Origin of the sequence: Shewanella sp. SW1 (assembly GCF_025653545.1) — a bacterium.
Taxonomy (GTDB): domain Bacteria; phylum Pseudomonadota; class Gammaproteobacteria; order Enterobacterales; family Shewanellaceae; genus Shewanella; species Shewanella oncorhynchi.
In genome coordinates this window covers 137,616-160,367 of the sequence record NZ_JAKKSG010000005.1, presented here as the reverse complement: position 1 = coordinate 160,367, position 22,752 = coordinate 137,616, and the positions used below count along the sequence as shown (strand labels likewise).

Sequence of the window (22,752 nt, the reverse complement as noted above, 5' to 3'; positions counted from 1 at the left end):
GCCAAAGGAGTACGAATGGCCATAGTGAAATACAAGGCAGTTAACGCCGCAATCACACTGACAATGGCAGGTATAACACTCTTGTTAACCGCCTGCGATAACTCAACGTCACCCTCCAATTCAGTTAATACCAACATCCCCACAGAACGTGAATATCAGATTATCTCCACCATAAACCTCAATGATGGCTTTGAAACCCGCAAAGTGCTGCAGGCACGACTGCTGCTGGATTACCAATTACAGAATGCAGAGGGTAAGGCGACCAGCTTAACAACGCCGTTAACCCATAACGCCCGTTTTTTTATCCAACCTAATATGCTGCAAATTAGCGATTATGGCATGCCGATTCCGGTGAGTAATATCGACCCTAAAGGTAACTCTAATGAAATCTTTCAGTTGGTTAAAGATGGCTTTAATGTGGAATTTAACAATGGTGAAGTCCGCCAACTGACTCCCATTGCCAAGATGGATCAAAAAGATATCAAGGAATTATTTGACCACTGGGTGAATCTTAATAGCTTGTTTAAACAAGCTCCAACCTTGCCTGTGGTGCTTGAGCCTAGGGTCGGTTATAGCATCAGCGCCCCCATGGATGCACGCCTAACTTGGACGGTTGAGCAAGTGACCGAAGATAAGTTATTTGCAGTAGTACAAGGTGAGAAAGACAACTTTAAGGCCTATGGAAAGTTCGAGCTTAACCGCAAAACCGGTTGGTTAGAGAGCATGGCGTTTTTTCAACAAGAAGTGCAGCAAGGCAGTACTCTTACCCGCCGCATCGCCATGGCGCCCAAGGATAGCCCTTATATCATGAACATGCTTTGGCATGCCGACGCTCGCTACGATGCCGAACGTGATATAGATGATATGCAAAAAGAACTCTACCCTATTAGCGATGCTCCGCGGGAATATAAAGCCCATGATAAGGACTTTATAAAATCCTTATTACCTGATCAGCAAGGTATTCTTGATAATATTGGCCCATGGGGCGCTGACACGCCAGAAGTGCTGCAATTGCGCTTTGTGCATAATATGAGCCCGCGATATGTGGTTGCTAATGTGAATTATGAAGACTTAGCCGCCTTTGATGCCAGCGGAAATCCGATAGACATTCACTTCTGGCAGCACAGCAGAGGTGTGGCGATGAATTTCAACCGCTCGATTGAGTCTTCGGTGGATCTTATCGCCACAGGCTGGGACAACACCGCCAATAAACTCAAACAGATAGACCATATCACCGCCAAGCTGACCCTTATCCCCGAAAGCAATAAGATAGTCGAAAAGTCGTGGGATGAACTGGTCGCGAATCCTTACGCCTTCGGCGATGCGAGCCTCACAATTCAGGTGCTCGACGCCGAGGCAAAGCTATTTAAAGTCGTAATAAAGCAGAGTAGCACTCAAAACATTAACCTTCCTTTTCAGCAATTTAAAGGAAGGATGGCCGAAGCCCGTCGCGATGGTGATTATCCCCAATGGTTAACAGTGACGGATAAGGAACTACTGGGGGAATTAATCGGTGTCGATGATCCTCATCACCTTAGCACCCGCGCCCTGTTACTTAAGCTAGATGAGATCCCTAAAACCGTTGTAATCGTAGAGAACCAGCCACAGCCGGAGTTAAGCCAAACCAAGAACATCCGCTTTGTGACCTTTACCGACTACAACCAAAATCTGGCCAATCCCCTAAGCGAGTTTGGCAATTCAAGCCTTGATAGCTTCCTCTATCAGGATCTTGAGTCATCAAAAGCTGAAATCAGTGCTATCCAAGGGATAAAACCTGTAACTGACAATGGTCATAATCTGTATATTCCCATGTCAGCCGCATTAGCGAGTGCCTGTAAACCTGAAATAGAGCAAGGTTTTAATGAGGGTAAAAACCCCGTCACTTGGCAGTTTGATCCCAATGCCCCCAACGGTGCCGCCTATATTTTGATGACTCCGGATCACGTGCGGCAGTTCTTCTACGATAAACAGATCAAGGGCAAGATCCGGTGCCAAGGTGATATCCATTGGCAGCCTTTAGAACTGCCCGTGACTGACCGCCCTTGGTTAATCGATTTGCAGTCTTGGCTGACGCAAACCGGATATGGCAATGAGCCGAGTAGCGATCTTAAAAATTACTTTAAGGTCGAAGATGCCCAAGGCAATCTGTTAACCATTCGACTCCCTGAAAATACTGAGCAGCGGATTAACGAGGTGCTGATCGATGGTCGCTATTTAAGTGTCGTAGGCCCCGCAGCGAAGGTGAGTTATATGACGATCTCTAAAGACCCCGTCGACATCCCCTATGAATTCACCTTTAAACCTTTGCCATAAAAAGGAGCGGTTATGCGTCTATTTACAGTAAAACTGCTCCTTGGAGCACTCGTACTTATCAGCACCCATGCCAATGCACAAAAGGTGTTACTCGATGCCCATTGGAAGGTTGTCAAAGATGAAAAACAGGCTCAATACTATCTAAAACAATCGACCGAAGTGATCGACGGCAATTATAAGGCTGAGGTTTATTACAAAAACAAAGATATGCTTTTCTGCGCCAGTGCCCTCGCCGATAACAAAATCGGTAAAACCCTCACGAGCGAACAATTCCGCGGTGCTTATCAATGTTACTTTGAGGATGGCAAGCCGTACGAGCAAGGCTTTCGCAATGGGCAAGGCCAACTTCATGGCTTGCTTAAAAAATACATTGCCACCGGCCAATTATATACTGAGTCGCACTATGAAAATGGTGTGAAACAAGGCCTCGAAACCGCTTACTGGAATGGCGGCAATATCCGCTACAAAACCACCTTTAAAGATGGACAGGCAGTCGGCATCAGCGAACATTTTGGCCCCGAAGGTGAAGTCACCGCCAAGATCTGCAATGACCCGACCTGTGTGAGTCAATATTTTAATCTTGGCAAACTTAACCGTGAAGCACATCGCGTTGATGGCCTATTGCATGGCACTGAGACAACTTGGGGCCTGAATGGGCAAGTCATTTCGACCCAAGAGTTCGTTAAAGACAAAAGGCAAGGTGACTATTTTGAATATTTTGACAATGGCAAAGTCGAGCGTCACTACCAATATCAAGCTGATTATCAGGTCGGTGAGCAACTGACTTATTATGAAAATGGTCAGATCAAATTAAAGGAAGTGACCAACGGCAAAGGGGATGCCCTCCAATCCATCGAATACGATGAACAAGGGCAAATAAAAAAAACCACCGACAGCAAATACCAAGGTAATCGCTGGGTTTATCGTAAGCAGCAGCGCTTTAGCAAAGGCCAACTAATTGAGAGCACAGAAAACGACATACTCAAAAACTGGTCACTCAGTGAAGACTACCAGCAAGGCGAGTTAGTGAATCGTCGCGAGGAACTCGATAAAAAATTGACTGGCTTACATATTAAATCCTTCGACCAAACAGATGTAAACACCGTTTCCCGCGAGTATTTTAACGAGGGCAAGCGTGAAGGCCCCTATGAAATGGTGAAAATCGACCATAAAACCGGTAAGCGTTGGGTGGCCGAGCAAGGTCAATATTCCAATGACAAGCCCTCAGGCAAATGGAAGAAGCAGCAAGAGGATACCAGCCTCACCTTTAGCTATGATGACAAAGGTGAACTCCATGGTGAGTTTCGTAATCAGACAAGTTCAGGACAACTGCTTGAATTAATAAATTTTAACCAAGGCAACCCCGACGGCTTAGTGCAACGTTACGCCAACAATGGTCAATTGTATGAAAAAGGCGAGTACCGCAATGGCCAACAGGATGGCGATTGGATATTTACCGATGGTGAGTACGGTTTCCGCCCAATACCCAATCCTGAAAGACGCTATTGGTATGGTCGTTTCGACCAAGGCAAACAAGTCGGCCATTGGGAATTGCGCTCATCTGAGGACTATGTGCTCCAAATCGCCAATTATGACGAGCAAGGCAAACTTCATGGTAAGCAATACGAGTTTGAGGAACATGGCTGGATAGAGGTGATTAATAGCTACAATCATGGGCAGTTTTTAAATCAGGAAACACCACCACCTGTGGTCACTTCAGACTCTGGTTTCCCGATGTTTTAGCCTAAGCATATTCGCTTAATCGATTAACTTAACCCTTGGCGCTGTGCACTGTATATAAGTGCACAACCCGATAAATAAACTCAACAGCAAAAAATTAGGATTCTTGTATAGGCCGCAAACCGCGCGGCCTTAAGACCCAGAACAGAGCAAGGAATCAGCATGTTCAATACGCCATTTCGCTTTATCAGCCTCGCGATTGCGGGAGCCAGCTTAACCAGTGTCCATGTACAAGCAGCGCAAAATCTCTCCTCCATGATGGTCGAAATCCGCCAACAGGACGGAATTCCCAGCTATTACAATCTCGCCACTGGCATGCCCTTAAATGGCGATATCGCCATAGTGCGCGATAACCAAGGCTATACCTTAGGGCAGTTTTCCGAGGGGATCCCTAATGGTAAATGGCAAGTATTTCATACCAATAACAGCAAGCTAGTCGAAGGAAACTATCAGCAGGGTTATCAAGATGGCACTTGGCATATGTTCGATTTGAGCGGCGCCGTTACTGAGGAACAGCAATTTGCCAAAGGCGTGCCCACGGGCGAATGGAAGGAATACAACAGCAGCGGCCATCTCAGCCAAACGACGCGCTATAAAGACGGTAAAAAGGAGCAAGTAAAACGTTTCTATAACAGTGGCAAACTGCAAGCCCAAGAAAGCTACCTCGATAACCTGCGCCACGGGAAATGGGAAAGTTTCTATGAAAACGGCACCTTGTCCCAAAGCCAGAGCTATGCGAACAACCAACTCTCAGGTTCTTATTTAGAACAAAATCCCAATGGACAAGCCACAGTGACGGGCCGCTTCGATGCAGAAGGCCGTCGCCAAGGAGCATGGGAAACCTTTTTCGATGACGGGACTAAATCGAGCAGCAGCCAGTTTAATCTCAATCTGCTCGAGGGTGAAGAACGGACATTTTACCCCAATGGTGAACTCGCCAGCCGCTGCCAATATAGCGCTGGGCAACGCCAAGGTAAATGCCAGCAATTTAATGATGCAGGTAAATTACAAGTTGAAGAACAGTATGTTAATGGTGCATTAGACGGGCCACAGCAATATTTTAATGCCGAGGGCATTCTCACCAGTGCTCTCAACTATAAACAGGATCAACTCGCCGGTACGCAAAAATATTTCCACAACAACGGCCAACTTAAAGAATTACGTAACTACCAAGACTCAAAGCAGGCTGACAATGGCCAATATCCGCTTCATGGACCATCGGAGCGTTATGACACCGAAGGTAATTTGCTCGAAAAAAGCCACTACGACATGGGATTTAAGGATGGTCTATTTGAGCGCTATCACGCTGGCAAGCTGCAATCCTCCGAGCAATGGCGACAAGGGCAGCGTCACGGTGAATCACGCCGTTACCACAACAATGGCAAGCTGCGGACGCTAGATCAATACGTTGAAGGTAAACCAACAGGGAAATCAGAAACCTATTTTGACGACGGCACAGTGAGTGAGCGCGGCGAACGTATCGATGGCCAATGGGTCGGAAAATATGAGTCATTTTACGATAACGGTAAACCTCGGGAAGTATCTCACTACGCACGGGATAAAAAAGACAATACCAGTCGTTACCCTCTTGATGGCCATTTCGCCCGCTGGTATGCCAATGGTGATCCCAATGAAGAAGGCACATATCAAAACGGCAATAAAGAAGGCCTATGGATACAGTACAGCGAAGGCCTGAAACAACGGGAGCAAACCTTCGCCAATGGCAAACTTAATGGTAACTATGCAGAGTATTACCACGGACGCCGCCGTGTGACAGGGGAGTATCTGGACGACCAAAAAACCGGTCTGTGGACGGATTATCGCTACGAAGAAAAAGACCCTACCTATGGCACAATCCCCGAGGGGAATATCCAGCAAAAAAGCCATTGGCAGGAAAACAAGCGCCACGGAATTCGCGAGTTTTACAGCTTTAAGCAAGTGGTTTACCGCTCAGAAACCTATGATAAAAATGATAAAGCAGGCCCATATGCCGAGTACTATCCCAACAATGGCCAGCTAAAACTCAGCGGGGCTATGGATAAAGGTAATCAAACTGGACTGTGGGAAAGCTGGTTTGAGGACGGGATGCAAGCTGCTAGCACTGAGTTTTTAGACGGTCAAAGCCATGGCCAAACGAAAGAATATTACAGTAACGGCCAACTCAAATTAGAGGCAATTTATGCTAAGGGGTCGCTTGATGGTCAAGTTAAGCAGTATCACCAGAACGGTAAGCCAGAACTCGTTGAAACCTGGGTGAAAGGCCAAAAAGAAGGCGATGCCAGCTATTACCACAACAATGGCAAGTTAGCCGAACAAGGCACTTATCTTAGGGATCGCAGGGAAGGTCTATGGCGAAGTTTTTGGCCTAATGGTGAAAAACGCACTGAAGGCAGTTATCTCAGCGATCGAGAATCAGGGGATTGGAATCATTATGATCAACTCGGCAAGCTGATTAAAACAGAACACCATGGCTAGCTTAAAAATGGGGTTTTAGATTAAAAAGCGATCTAGTTCAAACATTTATCCTTAACTCCAAATCTAAAGGAAGTTTCATGCAAAGTGTGCCATAACCAGTGTCTATACTAACGGCCTTTTTTTTCGTTTAGGACAAATTGCCTATGAAGACATTTATGAAAGACGAGTTAGCCCTGCTACTGGGAATACTGACCTTAGTATTCTTTAAAACCGGTGGCGATAGCTTACTCGCCGATGGCACCGCCCTCTCGACCTATATTCCCGTTTCACTCGCCCTATTGGGTGTAGTGACTTGGGCTATTTTCTCTGTGGTACGCCACTCAGATGCACTAGCGATTAAGCTTGGCGATCCCTATGGCACCTTAATCTTAACTTTATCGGTCATTTCACTCGAAGTGGTGATGATCTCCTCCGTGATGCTGACCGGAGAACCCAACCCTGTCATGGCGCGCGACACTATGTTCGCCGTCGTCATGTTGATCATCAATGGCTTAGTGGGCTTTACATTATTACTTGGCGGCTGGCGTTACCATACCCAGCATTTCAATTTAGATGGCGTAAAATCCTATCTCGTGGCGATTATTCCCCTCGCCCTACTCTGTTTAGTACTGCCCAATTTTACCGAAGGTGGCACTATTGGCGGCATGTCTAAAGCCATGTCTTGGATGCTGATCATTATTTCAATTCTGCTCTATGGCGTCTTTTTAGTGGTACAGACGAAGAGCCACAGCCATTTCTTTGTCGATGCCGATCATGAAGACCATGAGGAACACCACGGCATACTACGCAGCAATGCTTACCATACGATTCTATTAATTGGCTACTTGCTCGTGGTCATTTTGCTGGCAAAAACCTTAGCTATGCCTATCAATTACAGCGTAGCAACCCTAGGCGCTCCACAGGCATTAGGGGGCTTTATTGTGGCCTGCTTGATTTTATCCCCCGAAGCTGTGGGAGGCTTTAAGGCCGCGTTAAACAATCAATTACAGCGGGCGATGAATCTGTATTTTGGCTCAGTGCTCGCGACGATTGCACTCACAGTCCCTGCGGTATTAATTATTGGCAGCGTGATAGATCAAGAAGTCCATTTAGGCCTGTCACCCGCCGACATGGTGCTGTTAATTACCAGTTTAATGGTCTGTAAGGTAAGCTTTAGCAGCGGTCGCACCAATGCACTGCACGGCGCGACTCATATAGTGTTGTTTATCGTTTACTTGTTCTTAATGTTTGAACATGCCTAAATTTTATTAAATCCAAGGCCGAGCGTGATTTATTTGCGTCTCGGCTTTACGCTTTTCTCATCCAGATTGACCCGCAGTAAGAGTACAAACCAAACTAAAGCGCCAACAACAAACCAGATAAAAATCCACACTAACTTATGGCCATTACGAGCCTCAAATGGCTCAAATTTAGGCATAAAAATCGTTTGATGTTCAGCTTGATAAAGCGGACTTTTTTGTGCGGCGCTGAGCAACTCTGAACGAAGAGAGGATGGGGCTAATCGTTCAAGGTAAACAAAACTCTGGGGGTCCAATTCATTGAACTCATTTAGGGATTTAGCCAAAAACGCTTTGAATTGCGCTTCTTTCTCATTGGGTTCAAGTCGATTACTGATCTCCTGCTGATAAACTTTACCATACCAAGCGAGGGCCTTAGCATGCCAACTGTCTGCACGCTCTGCAAAAATCGGCATAGCGATATACAGTGCCATATTTAAGTGACTACTATGTTTACCTGTAACCTCTAGGCTTCGCTGCAAACCAATTTGCGTCTTATCAATATAAGATTGCTGCAACTGATAATACTGAGTATTTTTATGGAGATACAATTCTTGTATCGATGCTAATTGCGTTAACTTCCCCGTGGCAGTCTTGAGATATTCCTGCGCAACAATGCAAGGAACAGCCATTAATTGCACCGCGATCAATAAATAGAAAAAGCGCGAATTGTCTTTAACAAACTTGAGTCGTTTTAGCCTAGGTCGGATATAAATGATCGACAATAACCAAGACAGTATCTGCGGCAGCCACAAATTAACGATATCTTCATCTAGGCTAAAAAACTCAAGGTTAACCAACAACAGCCAATGGACAAAACTGTAACCAGAAACAAATAACAGGCTGAGAAATAAGAAGGGAAAATAGATAAGTTGAATTTTTTTTAAAAATACACCCACACGAATGTCATCCTTGAGAACATAAAATAACGACTATGGTACGCTCAAATCCATCATAAATTTACCAAAATTGAATAGAAACTCAAAGCGTTAAAACATAAAGGCCAGATTGATTGCTCATCTGGCCTTTATGTTTGTACTTTTATAAAGCTGCAACCGAGAAACTAGGTCTCACTCAACTTAGCTAATTGCTGCTGGCTACGTTGTTTCTTGTATTGCTTAGCTTCAGCAGGAATAGGAGTGACTTTGCCAGTCTCTAGCCAGTTACGTAAACGGTTAGCATCCGCAATATGAGTATATTTGCCGTAAGCATCGAGCACGACAAATGCCACTTGGCGTTTTGCCATTTCAGTACGCATCACAAGGCAGTGCCCTGCTGCATTCGTAAAGCCTGTTTTGGTTAGATGAATATCCCAGTTATCTTTATAAACCAAACGATTGGTATTACGAAAATCTAAACTGTATCTTGGGTTGGCAAAGGTAACCGTCTTCTTCTCGGTCGAACTCAGCTGGCCTAGCATAGGATACTTTTCACTGGCCTTGAGTAATACAATCAGATCACTGGCACTCGAAACGTTTTTATAGGATAAACCTGTAGGTTCAACATAGCGGGTATTTTTCATTCCCAGCGCTTTTGCTTTGGCATTCATCGCCTTAATAAAAGCTTTATGACCACCGGGATAATGATGTGCAAGACTTGCAGCTGCACGGTTTTCTGATGACATTAAGGTTAGCAATAACATTTCTTTACGGCTGATTTCACTGCCGATACGAACTCGAGAATAAACACCTTTCATTTCTTTGGTATCACGGATGTTTACCGCAAGCTTTTGCTCCATAGGTAACTTTGCATCCAGCACCACCATAGCTGTCATCAACTTAGTGACAGATGCAATTGACATTACTGCATTAGGATTATTGGAATAAAGCACTTCATTGGTTTTTAAGTCCACGACTATCGCACTACGTCCTGCAATTTCTTGCTTTAATGGTGCTTGCTTCGTTTTTGCTGTCGATTGAGTTTTGGTGCTTTTATATGCGACAGAGGCCGAATCGGCTGAATGCGCTGTCGTGGCAACGGTGAGACTGCTGCACGCAAGAATAAAACTACTGAGCAGAAAACGGATCTTCATATAGATTTCACTGAATAGATAAGGGATCGATTGTGCTATGGCACAGGTTTTGGCTAAGTATAGGAGTTCTACAATGAAAGAAATAGAATGCAATTAGACTTTTATCAGTAAGATCAGCACTTTCTTCTCAATTTTTTTATATAAAACCAGCTTAACCTGTCACCAATCCAGAGCAATAAAGCATCTAGATCTAGGCTTTTCAATTACAGTAGAGACAAAATCTTAGGAAGAGGCTTTTTTCAGTAGAATAATTTGAAATGAAAATAATGGGCGACTTTTTGCACTTTTAACAAAAGTCCCTGTACAACAGTGGTTTCAAGCATCTAAATACGTCATTTTAGGCGAATGAAAGCGTTAACATACGCCCTAAAATGTCGCGTTATAGCATCTTATCCGCTAGCGTAAGACAAATTCGAGTAAAGCTTCAGTATCTTCACACTCTTGTATCAGTTGGTCTGTCAGCACAAAACCGTGTCTGAGCAGCACTCGCTGTGAAGCTAAATTATGTTTAGCCACATGGGCAAAGAGGGGTCTTAAACTGACTAAAGGCAAAAATTGCGCTAAGGTCTGTGTCGCGATACCTTTGCCCCAATATTCACGGTCAATCCAATACCCTATAAGCGCTTGTCCATCACTTTGCCAATGCCCAATATTGCCCACAAACTTGCCATCGACCACTATCGCCCTTGGCAATACATTTACTTGTCCCAGAATATTTTGATGCCAATGTTTAAAAAATGCTTCTCGATCCCGAGGAGGAAATTGAGCAAGCTGGTTAGCAATGGGATCGCTTTGATGCACAAAAATAGCTTCAAGATCACTTTCAATAATCGGGCGTAAACTCACGCTGTATTGCGTGTTTGGCTGTTTATCTGACTTACTAGACATAGGTATCACCATTAATACTATGTATTTCAACTTGGTACAGCATGCCACATTTTATGAAGGTAAGCTCAAAAAAAAAGCGCATAACCGAGAAGGAGTTAGCGCTCGAAGAGGCAAATTTGCCGAAATTGAGGTGTGTAAATTCAAGCCATAAAACTCACACGATAGCATTCAAAGCCTAGATAAAAATCAATGCAAAAACGGGTGCGCCTAACACCATAGCGATACCAATAAAAATCATAGTCAAACTGGCGATAACGCCCTCTTGCTTGCCGATTTCATTGGCTTTTGCGGCGCCTGCACCATGGGCAGATGCGCCTAGAGCAACACCTTTACCTAACGAAGTACGAATACGCATAAATTTAAATAGTGGCTCGCACACCAAGATGCCAATGACGCCTGTAATTAACACCATCATGGCCGTCAACTCAGGCACGCCGCCAAAGGCACTGGTCGCCTCCATCGCGAAGGGCGTCGACACCGAACGTACCAGCAAACTCTTAGACAATTCCACCGGCAAGGGCACAAACTTCACCAACAGCCAAGAAGACATCATCCCCAGAAACAATCCGGCCGTTACACCTAACCCTATCGTCAGCGGATACTGGCGGATCAAGTTACGCTCACGATAAATCGGCAAAGCAAAGGCGATAGTCGCGGGCGCTAACATGGCCATTAACCAATGGGTGTATTCAAAATAGGTTGGCAGCGGGATTTTAAGATTAAACACCAATAAAGTAATCACTATTGGCGCTAACACTATGGGCGCTAACCACCAGACTCTATGGTACTTATAGAGACGCTTGGCGCCGAAGTAACAAAATACCGTCAGCAGCAAGCTGAATAGGGCTAATCCGGTCTGCGACAACACAAAATCCACCACTTTTGAGTCTGTCATCATTAAGCCGCCTTAGCGTGGCGACGGGCTTGCTTTTTGATGTTCAGTTGGCGCTCAAAACGAAACACTCTATCGACCACAAAGCCTGTACCAAACATCACACACACACTGCCCATCACTAAAGTGAATAATATATTGGTGCCGTATTGCTCAAACAAACCTTCGTACTTAATAACGGATATCACTGGCGGGATGAAAAACAGCAATAACTCACCAATCAACCAAGCGGCGCCCAGTTGTACGGCATTTTCAGGAATGAGTTTAAAACCTAATAAAAATAAGAGTATGCCTAAGCCAATCACACTCCCTGGAATAGGAGAATGTGCCCAAGTGGCGAACCAGTGACATGCGAAGGACAGTAAACAGAAGAGGCCGATTTGGCTTAATAACAAAGCCCAATGTCGACACTGACGTATTGCGGCTTGTGGGAATGACATGATTTTCTCGGTTAGAACAAAGTTTTCTATAGGACTATTCTAGGCTTGCCTATTTGATAAAAAAAATGAATATTAAGAATGTAATGCATGAATTTTAAGAATACATTTAAAGGTGAACCTTAATGGACCTCAAAGTTATCCGCTATTTTATCGAAATCGTCGATGCCGGAGGCTTTGGTAAAGCCAGCGAAAAAGTCCATCTCACCCAACCTGCGTTATCAAAAGCCGTACGCCAATTGGAAGAGGAGCTAGACCTCATCTTACTCGAACGCGGTAAACGCGGCACCCAAGTCAAACTCACGCCCGCGGGCGAAGTTGTTTATCGACATGGCAAAGAGTTACTCGCTGGCCGACAACGCATGCTCGCTGAACTCACGGCCCAACGCAGTTTAACCGCGGGCGAACTCAATCTCGGATTGGCTCCTCTAGGGAGTGCCGAAATTTTTGCCCCGATTATTGCCAAATATCGCCAGCAATATCCGCAGATAGAGATGCACTTACTCGTCCGTGGCGGTGTAGAGCAAACCGCGGCAATCCAAAAGGGCGAAATTGAACTGGCCACTGGGATTATTGATTTTGATGAGGGTTATGACGGCATACGCGTGTTTAACGATCCTATGGTAGTAGTGCTGCCTAAGGAAAATCCGTTATCCACCCGACAGATATTATCGTTTAGCGATCTCAGTGCCGACCCTCAGGTGATGTTCGAAACCGAATACACTCTCTATCAATTAGTGCTCAATGCCTGCCGACACGCCGGATTTGTCCCTAAAAACATTACCCGCGTTAGCCAAGCCGATTTCGGTATTGCCTTAGTCGCCGCGGGCACAGGGGTGATGGTATTGCCGTGCTCCATCGCGCGGCGCTACAGCGTGCCCGGCGTCGTAAATATCCCGCTGGCGAGTGACGAGCTGCGCTGGGAGCTATCGCTCTTTTGGCGCAAAGACCAAGTTTTATCCTTCGCGGCTCAAGCCATGATCGCCTTAGTCGAGAAGCACTTAACCCATAAATAACCCTATTCTTACCAAGGAACCACTAAGCTTAAACGCACTAGCGTATCGCTATCCCATGGCAGAATAGGCAAATACTCAGCCGAGTTAACATCGACTTTGGCATAATGGTCTAAATTGTATTGCGTGTGCTCAGCGCTCAGCATTAACACGCTATTAGGCCGCCAAAAATCGGTTTGGTAACTCAGTTCAAAGCGATATTGATTCTCTAACCATTGGTCTTCGTCTTGCCAGGTTTGTGCGGCAACCTGTATATGTAGCTTAGGCGTCACATTAGCCCCTACACTTCCCATAAAAGTATAAGCAAACGTACCATTGCCAAAATCGCCACGATCGTAACCTCGAGTTCTAGGCACATCATCATCGATTTCGAGATAATAATAACCCGCCCCCGCCTTGAACTGGGCCTGTAATGCTTGCCCATCAAAGTTAGCTGTCAGCCCAGGAAATACCTTAGCTTGTTTCTCAACCGAGCTAACGGTATTACGCTTTCCCTGTAAATCGAACTGCCAACCAAATGAAAACGCGGGATTAACACGATAAAGTTCACCGCTCGCGGCATAGGCAGACTTAAACCACACAGGGATGTGGTCAGGGTCGAGTTTATCGACATCTACGTCTATATAGGCATCCAGCGCCGCCGTCAGCAAAATATCGCTTTGGGTTTTATGTTCTAACAATAGACTCGCATTTACCCCTAAGGTGTGAGAATCCTCGACCACAAAATCATGGCTGCCTAAGCTGTAATGCCACTGAGTTTGCTCTTCGGCCTGCAGTGCACTCGATAAGCACAGGGCTAAGCACACTAATGCTGAGTTGAGATAGTTCACTTTTGACTCCTGAAACATCGTTTCTAGCTTGATAATCAAATCAGCCAGAGGATTAAACTGCATAAAATAGGAATAACACCAACTAAGGTTGCCGTTAAAGAGCGGCTAAACTAGCCAATTTAATCAAAGAATAATAGCCGATAGTTCAAATTATGACACTCTCATTGAGAAGCCGCTAATAAACACCACAGAAGTATAGATAGCCAAAAACCTAACAGTAACAATAGTTATAGACCAAAGCACAATAATTCAACCCAGAAAAAACAACTTACACACAAATTTGTACAGGAAAGCAGCGCCCCTCAATCTTGCGACTGAAAACTGCAAAATAGAAATGAATTTTTAATCAAATTAACAGCATAATTATTGACACTTAATGCTCATCTGCCTATAGTCGCCACACTGATAGTGAAATCGAACAAGAGAGTCTTAAATGAAAAAGTCCATGTTATTAGGCGGCCTGACCTTAACTGCCACCTTGTTGTTAGCTGGATGCGGAAAAAGCGATGACGTGTTAGTCGTTGGCACCAATGCCGCCTTCCCTCCTTTTGAATATGTTGGCGGCCAAAGTGGCGATGAAATTAAAGGCTTTGATATCGATCTGGCCAAGCAAATCGCTAAAGACGCGGGCAAGACACTCAAAGTCGAAAACATGAAGTTCGATTCACTGATCGTCGCACTCAACTCAGGCAAGATTGATTTTATCGCCTCAGGTATGACGATAACCGCTGAACGTCAAGCAAACGTAAACTTCTCAGAGCCTTACTACGAAGCGACTCAAGTCGTACTCGTCAACAAAGATAACGATAGCATTCATACACTTGAAGATATTAAAGGCAAACACTTTGCGGTGCAGTTAGGCACAACCGCTGACATTATGTCGAAAAAATATACCCAAAATATCACCGCCTTTAATACGGGTTTCGAAGCCATCATGGAGCTTAAAAATGCCAAGGTAGATTTAGTGTTATTCGACAGCGAACCTGCCGCTAACTATCTGGCTAAAAATCCTGAATTAAAGATGATCAAACTGGATTTTCCTGCTGAGTTTTATGGCTTTGCCGTATCAAAAAAGCAACCAGAACTGCTGGCGAGCATCAATAAAACACTGGCTAACATGAAAGCCAACGGCCAATATCAGACGCTCGTTTCTGCCCATATAAAGTGATATCAGCATGATAGACGCAATTAATACCTCGCTGTTTAGCCCGATTGGTGAAGACGGCATGATAGGCATACTGCTGATATTAAATGGTTTGAAGGTGACATTAATCGTCACTTTCTTCGCCATGTTATTAGGCGCAGTGTTAGGCATTGGCACCACCTTTATGAAGATGTCGTCTAAGTGGTATATCCGCTTCCCCGCCAATCTTTATGTCGGTGTGATCCGTGGCACCCCAGTAGTTGTGCAATTAGTGATCCTTTACTTCATCGTGCTTTCAGCCTTAGATGTCGATAAGATCACTGCCGCCATTATCGCTTTTGGTCTCAATAGCGGCGCGTATATTTCTGAGATAATCCGCGCAGGGATTCAAGCCGTTGATAAAGGTCAAACCGAAGCGGCCCGTTCACTTGGCTTGTCCCAAGCAATGACCATGAAATCGATTATTCTGCCCCAGGCGATTAAGAATATTCTGCCCGCACTTGGTAATGAATTTATCGTGCTCCTCAAGGAAACCGCCGTCATTGGCTTTATCGGTGGCGTTGACCTTATGCGCGCCGGTGAAATCATCCGTAGCCGCACCTTCGAGGATAGTGTGCCCTTATTTACCTGCGCCCTTATTTACCTATTCCTGACCTACAGCTTCACATTTGTGCTGTCGAAATTTGAAAAGAGGTTGAAACAAAGTGATTAAAATAACCAACCTGCATAAAAACTTCGGCGATAACCAAGTGCTCAAGGGCATTAGCGAGCATATTCGTCAGGGTGAAGTGGTGAGTGTGATCGGCCCAAGTGGCAGTGGCAAGAGTACCTTTTTGCGTTGTATTAATCTGTTAGAACAGCCAAGCCAAGGCGATATCGAGATTGAAGGTCAATTGATCACAGCGCCAAACGCCTGCGTAGATAAACTGCGGCAAAAAGTGGGCATGGTGTTTCAAAACTTTAACCTGTTCCCCCATAAAACTGTCATCCAAAACATCACCTTAGCGCCCATTAGTCTAAAACTGATGACGCCCGCTCAAGCCGAGACCAAAGCCCTCGACCTACTGGCACAGGTTGGCTTAAGTGACAAAGCCAATGCCTATCCGGCCAGTTTATCGGGCGGCCAAAAGCAAAGGGTCGCCATTGCCCGCGCATTGGCCATGGAACCAGACTTGATGCTGTTCGATGAGCCAACATCGGCACTCGATCCCGAAATGGTCGGTGATGTATTAGACGTGATGAAAGACTTAGCGTTAAAGGGCATGACCATGGTGATCGTCACCCACGAAATGGGCTTTGCCCGCGATGTGTCCGATCGGGTGATCTTTATGGATGGCGGCTATGTGGTCGAATCGAGCCCACCCGATGAGCTATTTACCCATCCAAAAGAAGCCCGTACCCAAGCGTTTTTAAGCAAAGTATTACGCTAGCTGAAGCGGATTCAGTTAAATTCATCATTGGGGATAGGGGCGGATTGCCATCTTGCATAACTCTCTGGCTTGCCTTTTTAGTACTAACGTAACCAGTAGATTTGAAAGAGATACATAAAGCGCTTTGGGATAAAAGTGCATTGGAAAATGTGCACGAATAGTAAGATGGAGTGACTTATAACTTAAGCTGTTGAGAACTGAATGCATAGGCCCCGACTTAGAGGTTTGCCATGGCATTCGCTCATCGACTCGCAGCCAGTCCATCCGTGGATGCTCGACCGCCCCGTCCATGGGGCGGACGGTCGTCTCGCTAATCACCATGGCTCACCTTTTGGCATTAGCGTAATCTGTAGATTTAAAAGCCTTACGCAGCACGCTTTGGGACAGAAACGTGATAGGCTCTTTGCTCTAACTCGTCAGTTTCGAATTAAAATTTCTATGGGTTTAACGCTGAGTTAAAGAGCCGAAAAAGCGTAGCTTTTTAGGTCCCAATGAACAACGCGAACGGTTGTCAACGCTTTGTTAGTTGCATTGCAGAAAGAAATTTCAACAACCTTCCTGAAGTATCTCCCTATATTCATCACTGAACCTTAATTCAGCGAAAGGATTATCTAACCTTTTCACCTGATCTATCTTGGGTTTAATTTCATCCCAGATATCTATGATGACTCGATGATATTTTTTCATACCGGGCCTTTGAAGGCTCCCTGAAAGGAAGAAATCTTCAGGCACTCCAGACTGCATATTTTTCCTCAGCCAGAAAATCCCTACAGAAAATGAAGACCAAGAAGTAATGTTTATAAGATCGAGACGACTCATATTTGAACCATTCGATTTCAGCAACTCTTGAGTAGAGTAAAATTCAAAAAAAAGAGGCATTGTATTTTCAAGCCTAATCAAAGGTGGAGGGTGACTACCTTCGGGTATTTCGGTGCTTGAATATGATTTAATACCATGAAATCTGTAAAGGACCAAAGCTAAAGCCGATGAGAAGGTCTTTATTTCATTTTCGAGTTCGTCGCTTTCAAAGTGACGCAATAAAGCGCTGAGTACTGATATAGTTGCAAAATAATCAGCAGCCATCTCAGTAGCGTGAGAAACCGCCGATGATTTTCCTTTGGTACTATTATATTTTTCATTGTCGTAGGAAGAGCAATCAATAACATCTGTACTTCCACTACAATCATATAATTTTCTTATATATCCATGTTCTTGAACCAAATGACCTAGCTCATGAAAGAAGATCCACGTTAGGCCACTGATAAACATATTTTTGCAGCAATGTTCTTTCTGCGATTCAGATGATAGGGATTTGGGATAATCAAAGCCTTCAAACCAGATATCAAATTTATCGTTATCAGCACCAAATTTAATATATTCGTAATAGTCTTCAATATCACGATAAAGCAATGTAGCGGTATCATAAGTCAGCTCTATATGATGCAGAGGCGGTTCTTCTACAGAGGACCTGACAGAAGCACAAGCATAAAAAGACCTTTTAGTGCTCCATTTTACAGATAAATTACCGTTCAAATCTTTGTATATCCCCTCGTTTAAATCACCAGATATTGTTGAAAATACATCACAAGCGAGCTCAATTATTTCAAATTTTTCCAACTTTTATTCCTTAAAGTCAACCATGTATAGAATTACCTCAAGAGTAACTAACGTCTCAATAACCGGTGCAGCTTTGCTGCGTACCCACGGGGCCATGAAATAATTTACCAAACTCTGTAGTGAGCTTAAGCCAATTGTCATGGTTAATATTGTCAGTAACTTAGCAACGAATTCACAGAATCCCTATCTAGCACTTCAATTAAGCTTCTTTGTGTTTCAATCATTCTCATCACTTACTCTAAAGCCAGTTTCAAAAATTTTTTGAAACTAATACCTGCCTTGATCACATTGTTTTTTACTTAAACCTGCTTAAAATGCTGCCATTGAATTTGTATTCCTTAATGATTTGGAGCCGTTACATGAGTGATTTAAGTTTCTTCGCCAAAAAGCGCTACACCACTAAGGCCTTTGATCCAACTAAGACGATTCCTGCGGATAAAATATCAGAAATCAAAACCTTATTGCAGTACAGCCCATCATCGACTAACTCACAGCCTTGGCATTTTGTGTTAGCGAGTACGGCGGAAGGTAAAGCGTTAGTTGCCCAAGCGACCGAAAACTATGCGTTTAATACCCAAAAAATTCTCGATGCTTCCCATGTACTCGTACTCTGTGCTCGTGCTCAATTAGATGAAGCACACTTACTGCAAGTACTCGAGCAAGAAGCGAAGGATGGCCGTTTTGCTAATGAAGAAGCCAAGCAAGGCCAACATAATGGCCGTTCTTTCTTCGCGAATATGCATAAATTTGAGCTGAAAGATGCCCAGCATTGGATGGAAAAACAAGTCTACTTAGCGCTTGGCACTTTAATGCTCGGTGCAAGTGTATTAGATATTGATGCGTGTCCGATCGAAGGTTTTGATGCCACTAAAATGAATCAAGTCCTAGGCTTAAGAGAGCAAAGTCTATGTGCCTGCGTGGTTGTTGCATTAGGTTATCACTCAGAAAATGATTTCAACGCTAAATTACCTAAGTCTCGCTTAGATCAAGAAGTGATCTTCACCGAAATCTAGTCCTTCACTCTATGTAAAAAATAAGCATGCCCTTGATTTTATGTGATATAAACAAGGGCATCATGTCTAAAACTAGCCCTCTCTTAACTGCCGTCCCCTAAAACCTCACTGCTGTTAACGGCTTATTTACGCCGAGAAACCATCTAAAGTAGGAGTAAACCATCACGGTATTGCTCTAAAATTCATCTTTGCCTACACTTTGGCTCTGTGGCATAGTTTGCGGCTCAACTTAGTGAATGATCATTTATCGTCGCCTTTCGAGTCATCTTTGTTGCAGCCCAGCGGTTTTATCGGCGCATTGGTAACACTCACAATTTAGGATGGGACAGTCAGTATGTTATTTGCCAAACCCTCACTCACTGAAGAATCTCAATCGATTCGAGTTGCAAACACTAAAGGCGATAACCCACTGATTTGGCCGTTGCTTACGGTTTTACAAGCTTCAAATCAAAGTTGGAAAATCCATCACTTAGCCACTGAATTACAAACCCAAGGGCTGATCCACCAGCTTGATGAAAATCCGGGTAACGATTTATTCAAACGTAACTTCCTACTGATGAACGCCCTGTTTGAACTGCAGGAAATATTACTGCCCAAGCAATGGCTACAAGTCAAAGCCATGGAAATTCAAATCTTCCGCTTAGTACCATCTAACGTTAACCTGCTGATAATGCAAGATACTTCCCTGCGTGAGTATTACCTTGATTGGAATAACTACGACACTAGCGAAAACGTAGTACGAGAATTACTTGAGGCATTCTGGAGCAATTATAAGAGCTATATTGGCTTAAATATCAATCTGATGAACAAAGGTAACGCGCTGCGAGTTTTCGAATTAGACGAGAGTGCTACCGCCCGAGATATCCGCAAGCAATGGCGTCGTTTAGCGCTCAAATGGCACCCAGACAGGCCCGATGGCGATGCGGCGCGTTTTCGCGAGGTGTGCGAAGCTTGGCAGTCGCTTAGGGATATTGCGTAAGAATTGAGTCAGTGATGATGCAGAACTGGGCTTTAATCAACATGCACCGACTTAGCGATGCGATCCTGCCTACAGTCCTGCCAAATCTAAGGTAAAACTTCCATTGAGATCACAGATTTAGCCTACTAGCTTTATGCCAATTCAGTCATAATTAAGCCTTTCCATTTAACCTGAACCTATGTGTCAACGCTGGCATTTTGGCTAGCTTAACTCCTAGGTTGAAGCTCACTCTATCTCTTATGTTGACCGTTGAATGTCAACGATAACAACGACTGACATTGTGAATCCAATCCCACCGAATTTGAGGAAACTATGATTAAACAATTAGCCTTGGCTGTAACCTTAGCGATTGCACCATTGAGCACCTTTGCCGCCAATTTTGTTGAAGGCACACATTACACTCAAATCTCGACCAAAGCGCCTAGCAGCGAACCAAAACTCACTGAATTCTATTCATTTTATTGCCATAACTGCTTCAATATGGAAACCAACTATTTGCCTGATATCAAGGCAAACCTCAACAAACAGATAAGTTTCGACAATAAGCATGTCGACTTTATGAATAGCGACATTGGCACCGAAGTGATGCGTTCATTAGCCGTGATCCAAAGCGTTGATAACAAAGACGCCTTAACCCATGCAATGTTTACCGCAATCCAAGGTGCAGAGGGCGCAAACGGCCACGATCATAGTGCACCTGGCCATCAGCACGAGCCGCAAATTAACAGCCGTGATGACATCAAAAAAGTCTTCGCCCAATTTGGTGTCGATGCTGCTAAATACGATGAATTAGCCGATAGCAAAAGCACTAATGAAAAGCTTTCCCTGTGGCGCACCCAACAGAATGAATTCAAAATCGACAGCGTACCCGCCTTTATCGTGAACGATAAATATGCGGTAAATTTAAACAGCATCAAAACCTTAGATGAGTTAATTGGGTTAATTAACTACCTTGCTGTTGAGAAAGATGCCGCCCCCGCTAAAACCTCATCGGGTGGCAGTCTAGGCTGGTTATTTCTAGTCTTCGCTGCCGCAATTGGTGTGACCCGTCAGCAACGTCTTAGCTAATTCAAAACAATCGTTGGAATAAAAAAATGGCCTCCAAATTAGGAGGCCATTTTTATGCACGTTCAATCCAAGTGATTGTTATAAGCGCTCAATATGAGTTCTGAACTTTATTACCGAATAAAATCAAGAATATGGCTCGCAGCCAAGACGAGATGTAGGATCAAGAAACCAATAAAAGCCTGCGCAAAGACTTGATGATAACCACGCCATGCCAGTGCTGTTGGCGTCCCTTGAACGATAAACCAAACTAGGCCCGTAACCCCTGTAGCCACCAGCAACAGCATGCCGATGCCTTCTATGGCACTAAACAGCCCTTTGCCACCAGCGACGGGGAATTTGCCTTTAGCAAGTCCAACAATATCTTGCTTTAACTGTGCCCAATCGCCCGCCAACCAGCCAAAGTATTGGTGCCACTTGCCACGCAAGATATTGCTGAGTAAGAAAAGAATCCCAAGCACAGTACACGCTAAACCTAAATATACATGCAAATAATCCCAAAAACTGGCGTTATCGGGTATCCGTCGGCCCATAAAAATCCACGGACTGGAACACACGAGTAAGATAGTCGACACGACAATCCACACATGCAGTTGCGCCATAATGACTCGGCATAAGGAGCGAAGTTTAGTCATCATACTGATCATATTTAATGCTCCTTTGCCCTTGTGACTAAGGCATGCACACAGCTTTAAGGGCGCGAATAGAATAGGGCTAAATGAAGCACCGAAATTTGATATCAAGCTTAAGCGCTGTGGATCTGCTCACCAAACTCAGTCACTTTCTGCCAATCCGTGTATTCAACATTGGTAACAGGGTCCGTAGGTCCTTTCGTTAACCACATGATGAAACGGATAATATTTCTATCTAAAGCGTTATAGCCTTGGTAATTCAAGTTACCCCCAAAAACGCGCAGCAATTGTGGCCGCCAAGTGGTTTTACTTAAAAATGCCTGCATGTAAGGATTGGTCTCTGGGGTGTTTTTCTCGGGTTTACGTGCCACTAAGCTGACAGAGAAAAAACCACTGACCTTATCCGTCAATACGGCTTGATGCTTTTCAATAAACTCGTACAAACTTGGGTTATGTTTACCATGGCGAATACTGGCGCCTATGATGATTTTGTCGAACTCAGTGAGCACTGGAGCGGCCTTGATATCGGCAGTAACCACTTCATTACCCAAAGCCATTAACTGCTGTGCGAGCTTTTTAGCAATCTTTTGGGTCTGGCCGTGAACACTAGAGTAAATGATAAGAATTCTTTTCAATTTAGCCTCGATTAATCCCAAGCAAAATAACAATAAGCGCCCTAGAAAAGACGGTGTAGGCGACTTAATTTCGACTCTCTATGCCCGTTTGGCATATCAAATGACATCACAACGCTCAGACTAAATGCGCTAAAAGTAGCAATGGACACCCAGAGTCATTGGCATTCCAGTGGAATTTAACTTGGTATGCAAAAGTAAAATGACAATTATGATATTTCATACTAGGTGATTTACCCGCCAATTTACATGAAATAGATCACGGGCTTAGCGCCAAACACCCCAAGTATATGCGGTAGTTTTAACTGCCTCACAAAAATAACGCCTTAGGTATATTCTCGCT

At 44.3% G+C, this 22,752-nt stretch carries 20 protein-coding genes and 1 pseudogene; 11 read left to right on the top strand and 10 right to left on the bottom strand.

The window, feature by feature from the left end; genetic code table 11:
* The first annotated feature begins 15 nt into the window (after positions 1 to 15).
* The 4 genes from L5M71_RS06370 to L5M71_RS06355 all read left to right on the top strand — a co-directional run bounded on the left by L5M71_RS06370 (position 16) and on the right by L5M71_RS06355 (position 7,769).
* On the top strand, positions 16 to 2,313 hold the full coding sequence (locus L5M71_RS06370; protein ID WP_263207252.1) for a hypothetical protein: 2,298 nt from the start codon (positions 16 to 18) through the stop codon (positions 2,311 to 2,313).
* 12 nt (positions 2,314 to 2,325) lie between these two features.
* Positions 2,326 to 4,056 (top strand): toxin-antitoxin system YwqK family antitoxin, encoded by a 1,731-nt coding sequence (locus L5M71_RS06365; protein WP_263207251.1) that lies wholly within the window; start codon positions 2,326 to 2,328, stop codon positions 4,054 to 4,056.
* A 159-nt stretch (positions 4,057 to 4,215) separates the two neighbouring features.
* The gene (locus L5M71_RS06360; protein WP_263207250.1) at positions 4,216 to 6,528 is read left to right on the top strand and encodes a toxin-antitoxin system YwqK family antitoxin; all 2,313 of its coding nucleotides are present in this window, start codon (positions 4,216 to 4,218) and stop codon (positions 6,526 to 6,528) included.
* A gap of 143 nt (positions 6,529 to 6,671) precedes the next feature.
* Positions 6,672 to 7,769 (top strand): calcium:proton antiporter, encoded by a 1,098-nt coding sequence (locus L5M71_RS06355; protein WP_025008445.1) that lies wholly within the window; start codon positions 6,672 to 6,674, stop codon positions 7,767 to 7,769.
* A gap of 29 nt (positions 7,770 to 7,798) precedes the next feature.
* Here the strand turns inward: L5M71_RS06355 and L5M71_RS06350 are convergent, their stop codons facing one another.
* The 5 genes from L5M71_RS06350 to L5M71_RS06330 form a co-directional block, all read right to left on the bottom strand.
* The gene (locus L5M71_RS06350; protein ID WP_263207249.1) at positions 7,799 to 8,704 is read right to left on the bottom strand and encodes a hypothetical protein; all 906 of its coding nucleotides are present in this window, start codon (positions 8,702 to 8,704) and stop codon (positions 7,799 to 7,801) included.
* Positions 8,705 to 8,868: 164 nt separating this feature from the next.
* Positions 8,869 to 9,837 carry a D-alanyl-D-alanine endopeptidase gene (gene pbpG, locus L5M71_RS06345; RefSeq protein WP_105251600.1) on the bottom strand — a complete coding sequence of 323 codons (969 nt, stop codon included), beginning with the start codon at positions 9,835 to 9,837 and terminating at the stop codon, positions 8,869 to 8,871.
* A gap of 396 nt (positions 9,838 to 10,233) precedes the next feature.
* Positions 10,234 to 10,725, bottom strand: a complete 492-nt coding sequence (locus L5M71_RS06340) for a GNAT family N-acetyltransferase (protein ID WP_198571830.1) — start codon at positions 10,723 to 10,725, stop codon at positions 10,234 to 10,236.
* A gap of 175 nt (positions 10,726 to 10,900) precedes the next feature.
* Entirely contained in the window at positions 10,901 to 11,620 is a 720-nt protein-coding gene (locus L5M71_RS06335; RefSeq protein WP_263207327.1) for an LrgB family protein, read from the bottom strand.
* Positions 11,621 to 11,622: 2 nt separating this feature from the next.
* Positions 11,623 to 12,057, bottom strand: coding sequence for a CidA/LrgA family protein (locus L5M71_RS06330; RefSeq protein WP_028761649.1), 435 nt, complete (start codon positions 12,055 to 12,057; stop codon positions 11,623 to 11,625).
* Positions 12,058 to 12,179: 122 nt separating this feature from the next.
* On the opposite strand from L5M71_RS06330, the gene L5M71_RS06325 reads away from it, so the two are divergent.
* Positions 12,180 to 13,070, top strand: a complete 891-nt coding sequence (locus L5M71_RS06325; RefSeq protein ID WP_263207247.1) for a LysR family transcriptional regulator — start codon at positions 12,180 to 12,182, stop codon at positions 13,068 to 13,070.
* An 8-nt stretch (positions 13,071 to 13,078) separates the two neighbouring features.
* Here the strand turns inward: L5M71_RS06325 and L5M71_RS06320 are convergent, their stop codons facing one another.
* The gene (locus L5M71_RS06320; protein WP_263207245.1) at positions 13,079 to 13,897 is read right to left on the bottom strand and encodes a hypothetical protein; all 819 of its coding nucleotides are present in this window, start codon (positions 13,895 to 13,897) and stop codon (positions 13,079 to 13,081) included.
* Positions 13,898 to 14,330: 433 nt separating this feature from the next.
* On the opposite strand from L5M71_RS06320, the gene L5M71_RS06315 reads away from it, so the two are divergent.
* Genes L5M71_RS06315 through L5M71_RS06305 form a run of 3 tightly spaced genes read left to right on the top strand, consistent with a single transcriptional unit; the run spans position 14,331 to position 16,471 of the window.
* Entirely contained in the window at positions 14,331 to 15,065 is a 735-nt protein-coding gene (locus L5M71_RS06315) for a basic amino acid ABC transporter substrate-binding protein (protein WP_263207243.1), read from the top strand.
* Positions 15,066 to 15,072: 7 nt separating this feature from the next.
* Positions 15,073 to 15,753, top strand: coding sequence for an amino acid ABC transporter permease (locus L5M71_RS06310; protein ID WP_006085903.1), 681 nt, complete (start codon positions 15,073 to 15,075; stop codon positions 15,751 to 15,753).
* Positions 15,746 to 16,471, top strand: coding sequence for an amino acid ABC transporter ATP-binding protein (locus L5M71_RS06305; RefSeq protein WP_106649618.1), 726 nt, complete (start codon positions 15,746 to 15,748; stop codon positions 16,469 to 16,471). The genes L5M71_RS06310 and L5M71_RS06305 overlap by 8 nt, the downstream gene beginning before the upstream one ends.
* A gap of 546 nt (positions 16,472 to 17,017) precedes the next feature.
* On the opposite strand, the gene L5M71_RS06300 is transcribed toward L5M71_RS06305, so the two are convergent.
* Positions 17,018 to 18,088 carry a hypothetical protein gene (locus L5M71_RS06300; RefSeq protein WP_263196162.1) on the bottom strand — a complete coding sequence of 357 codons (1,071 nt, stop codon included), beginning with the start codon at positions 18,086 to 18,088 and terminating at the stop codon, positions 17,018 to 17,020.
* 55 nt (positions 18,089 to 18,143) lie between these two features.
* Positions 18,144 to 18,239: pseudogene (locus L5M71_RS23115) on the bottom strand (transposase); the annotation flags it as partial.
* A 208-nt stretch (positions 18,240 to 18,447) separates the two neighbouring features.
* Here L5M71_RS23115 and nfsB point away from each other — a divergent pair.
* The 3 genes from nfsB (at position 18,448) to L5M71_RS06285 (ending at position 21,148) form a co-directional block, all read left to right on the top strand.
* Entirely contained in the window at positions 18,448 to 19,101 is a 654-nt protein-coding gene (nfsB, locus tag L5M71_RS06295) for an oxygen-insensitive NAD(P)H nitroreductase (protein ID WP_263207241.1), read from the top strand.
* Between the two features lie 334 nt (positions 19,102 to 19,435).
* Complete coding sequence (locus tag L5M71_RS06290) at positions 19,436 to 20,080, top strand: DNA-J related domain-containing protein (RefSeq protein ID WP_131524261.1); 645 nt, start codon at positions 19,436 to 19,438, stop codon at positions 20,078 to 20,080.
* Between the two features lie 312 nt (positions 20,081 to 20,392).
* Positions 20,393 to 21,148 carry a DsbA family protein gene (locus tag L5M71_RS06285; RefSeq protein WP_105251591.1) on the top strand — a complete coding sequence of 252 codons (756 nt, stop codon included), beginning with the start codon at positions 20,393 to 20,395 and terminating at the stop codon, positions 21,146 to 21,148.
* A 110-nt stretch (positions 21,149 to 21,258) separates the two neighbouring features.
* Here the strand turns inward: L5M71_RS06285 and L5M71_RS06280 are convergent, their stop codons facing one another.
* Positions 21,259 to 21,783 (bottom strand): cytochrome b/b6 domain-containing protein, encoded by a 525-nt coding sequence (locus tag L5M71_RS06280; RefSeq protein WP_263207325.1) that lies wholly within the window; start codon positions 21,781 to 21,783, stop codon positions 21,259 to 21,261.
* A gap of 107 nt (positions 21,784 to 21,890) precedes the next feature.
* Positions 21,891 to 22,412, bottom strand: coding sequence for a menaquinone-dependent protoporphyrinogen IX dehydrogenase (gene hemG / locus L5M71_RS06275; RefSeq protein ID WP_028761755.1), 522 nt, complete (start codon positions 22,410 to 22,412; stop codon positions 21,891 to 21,893).
* Between the last annotated feature and the right edge of the window lie 340 nt (positions 22,413 to 22,752).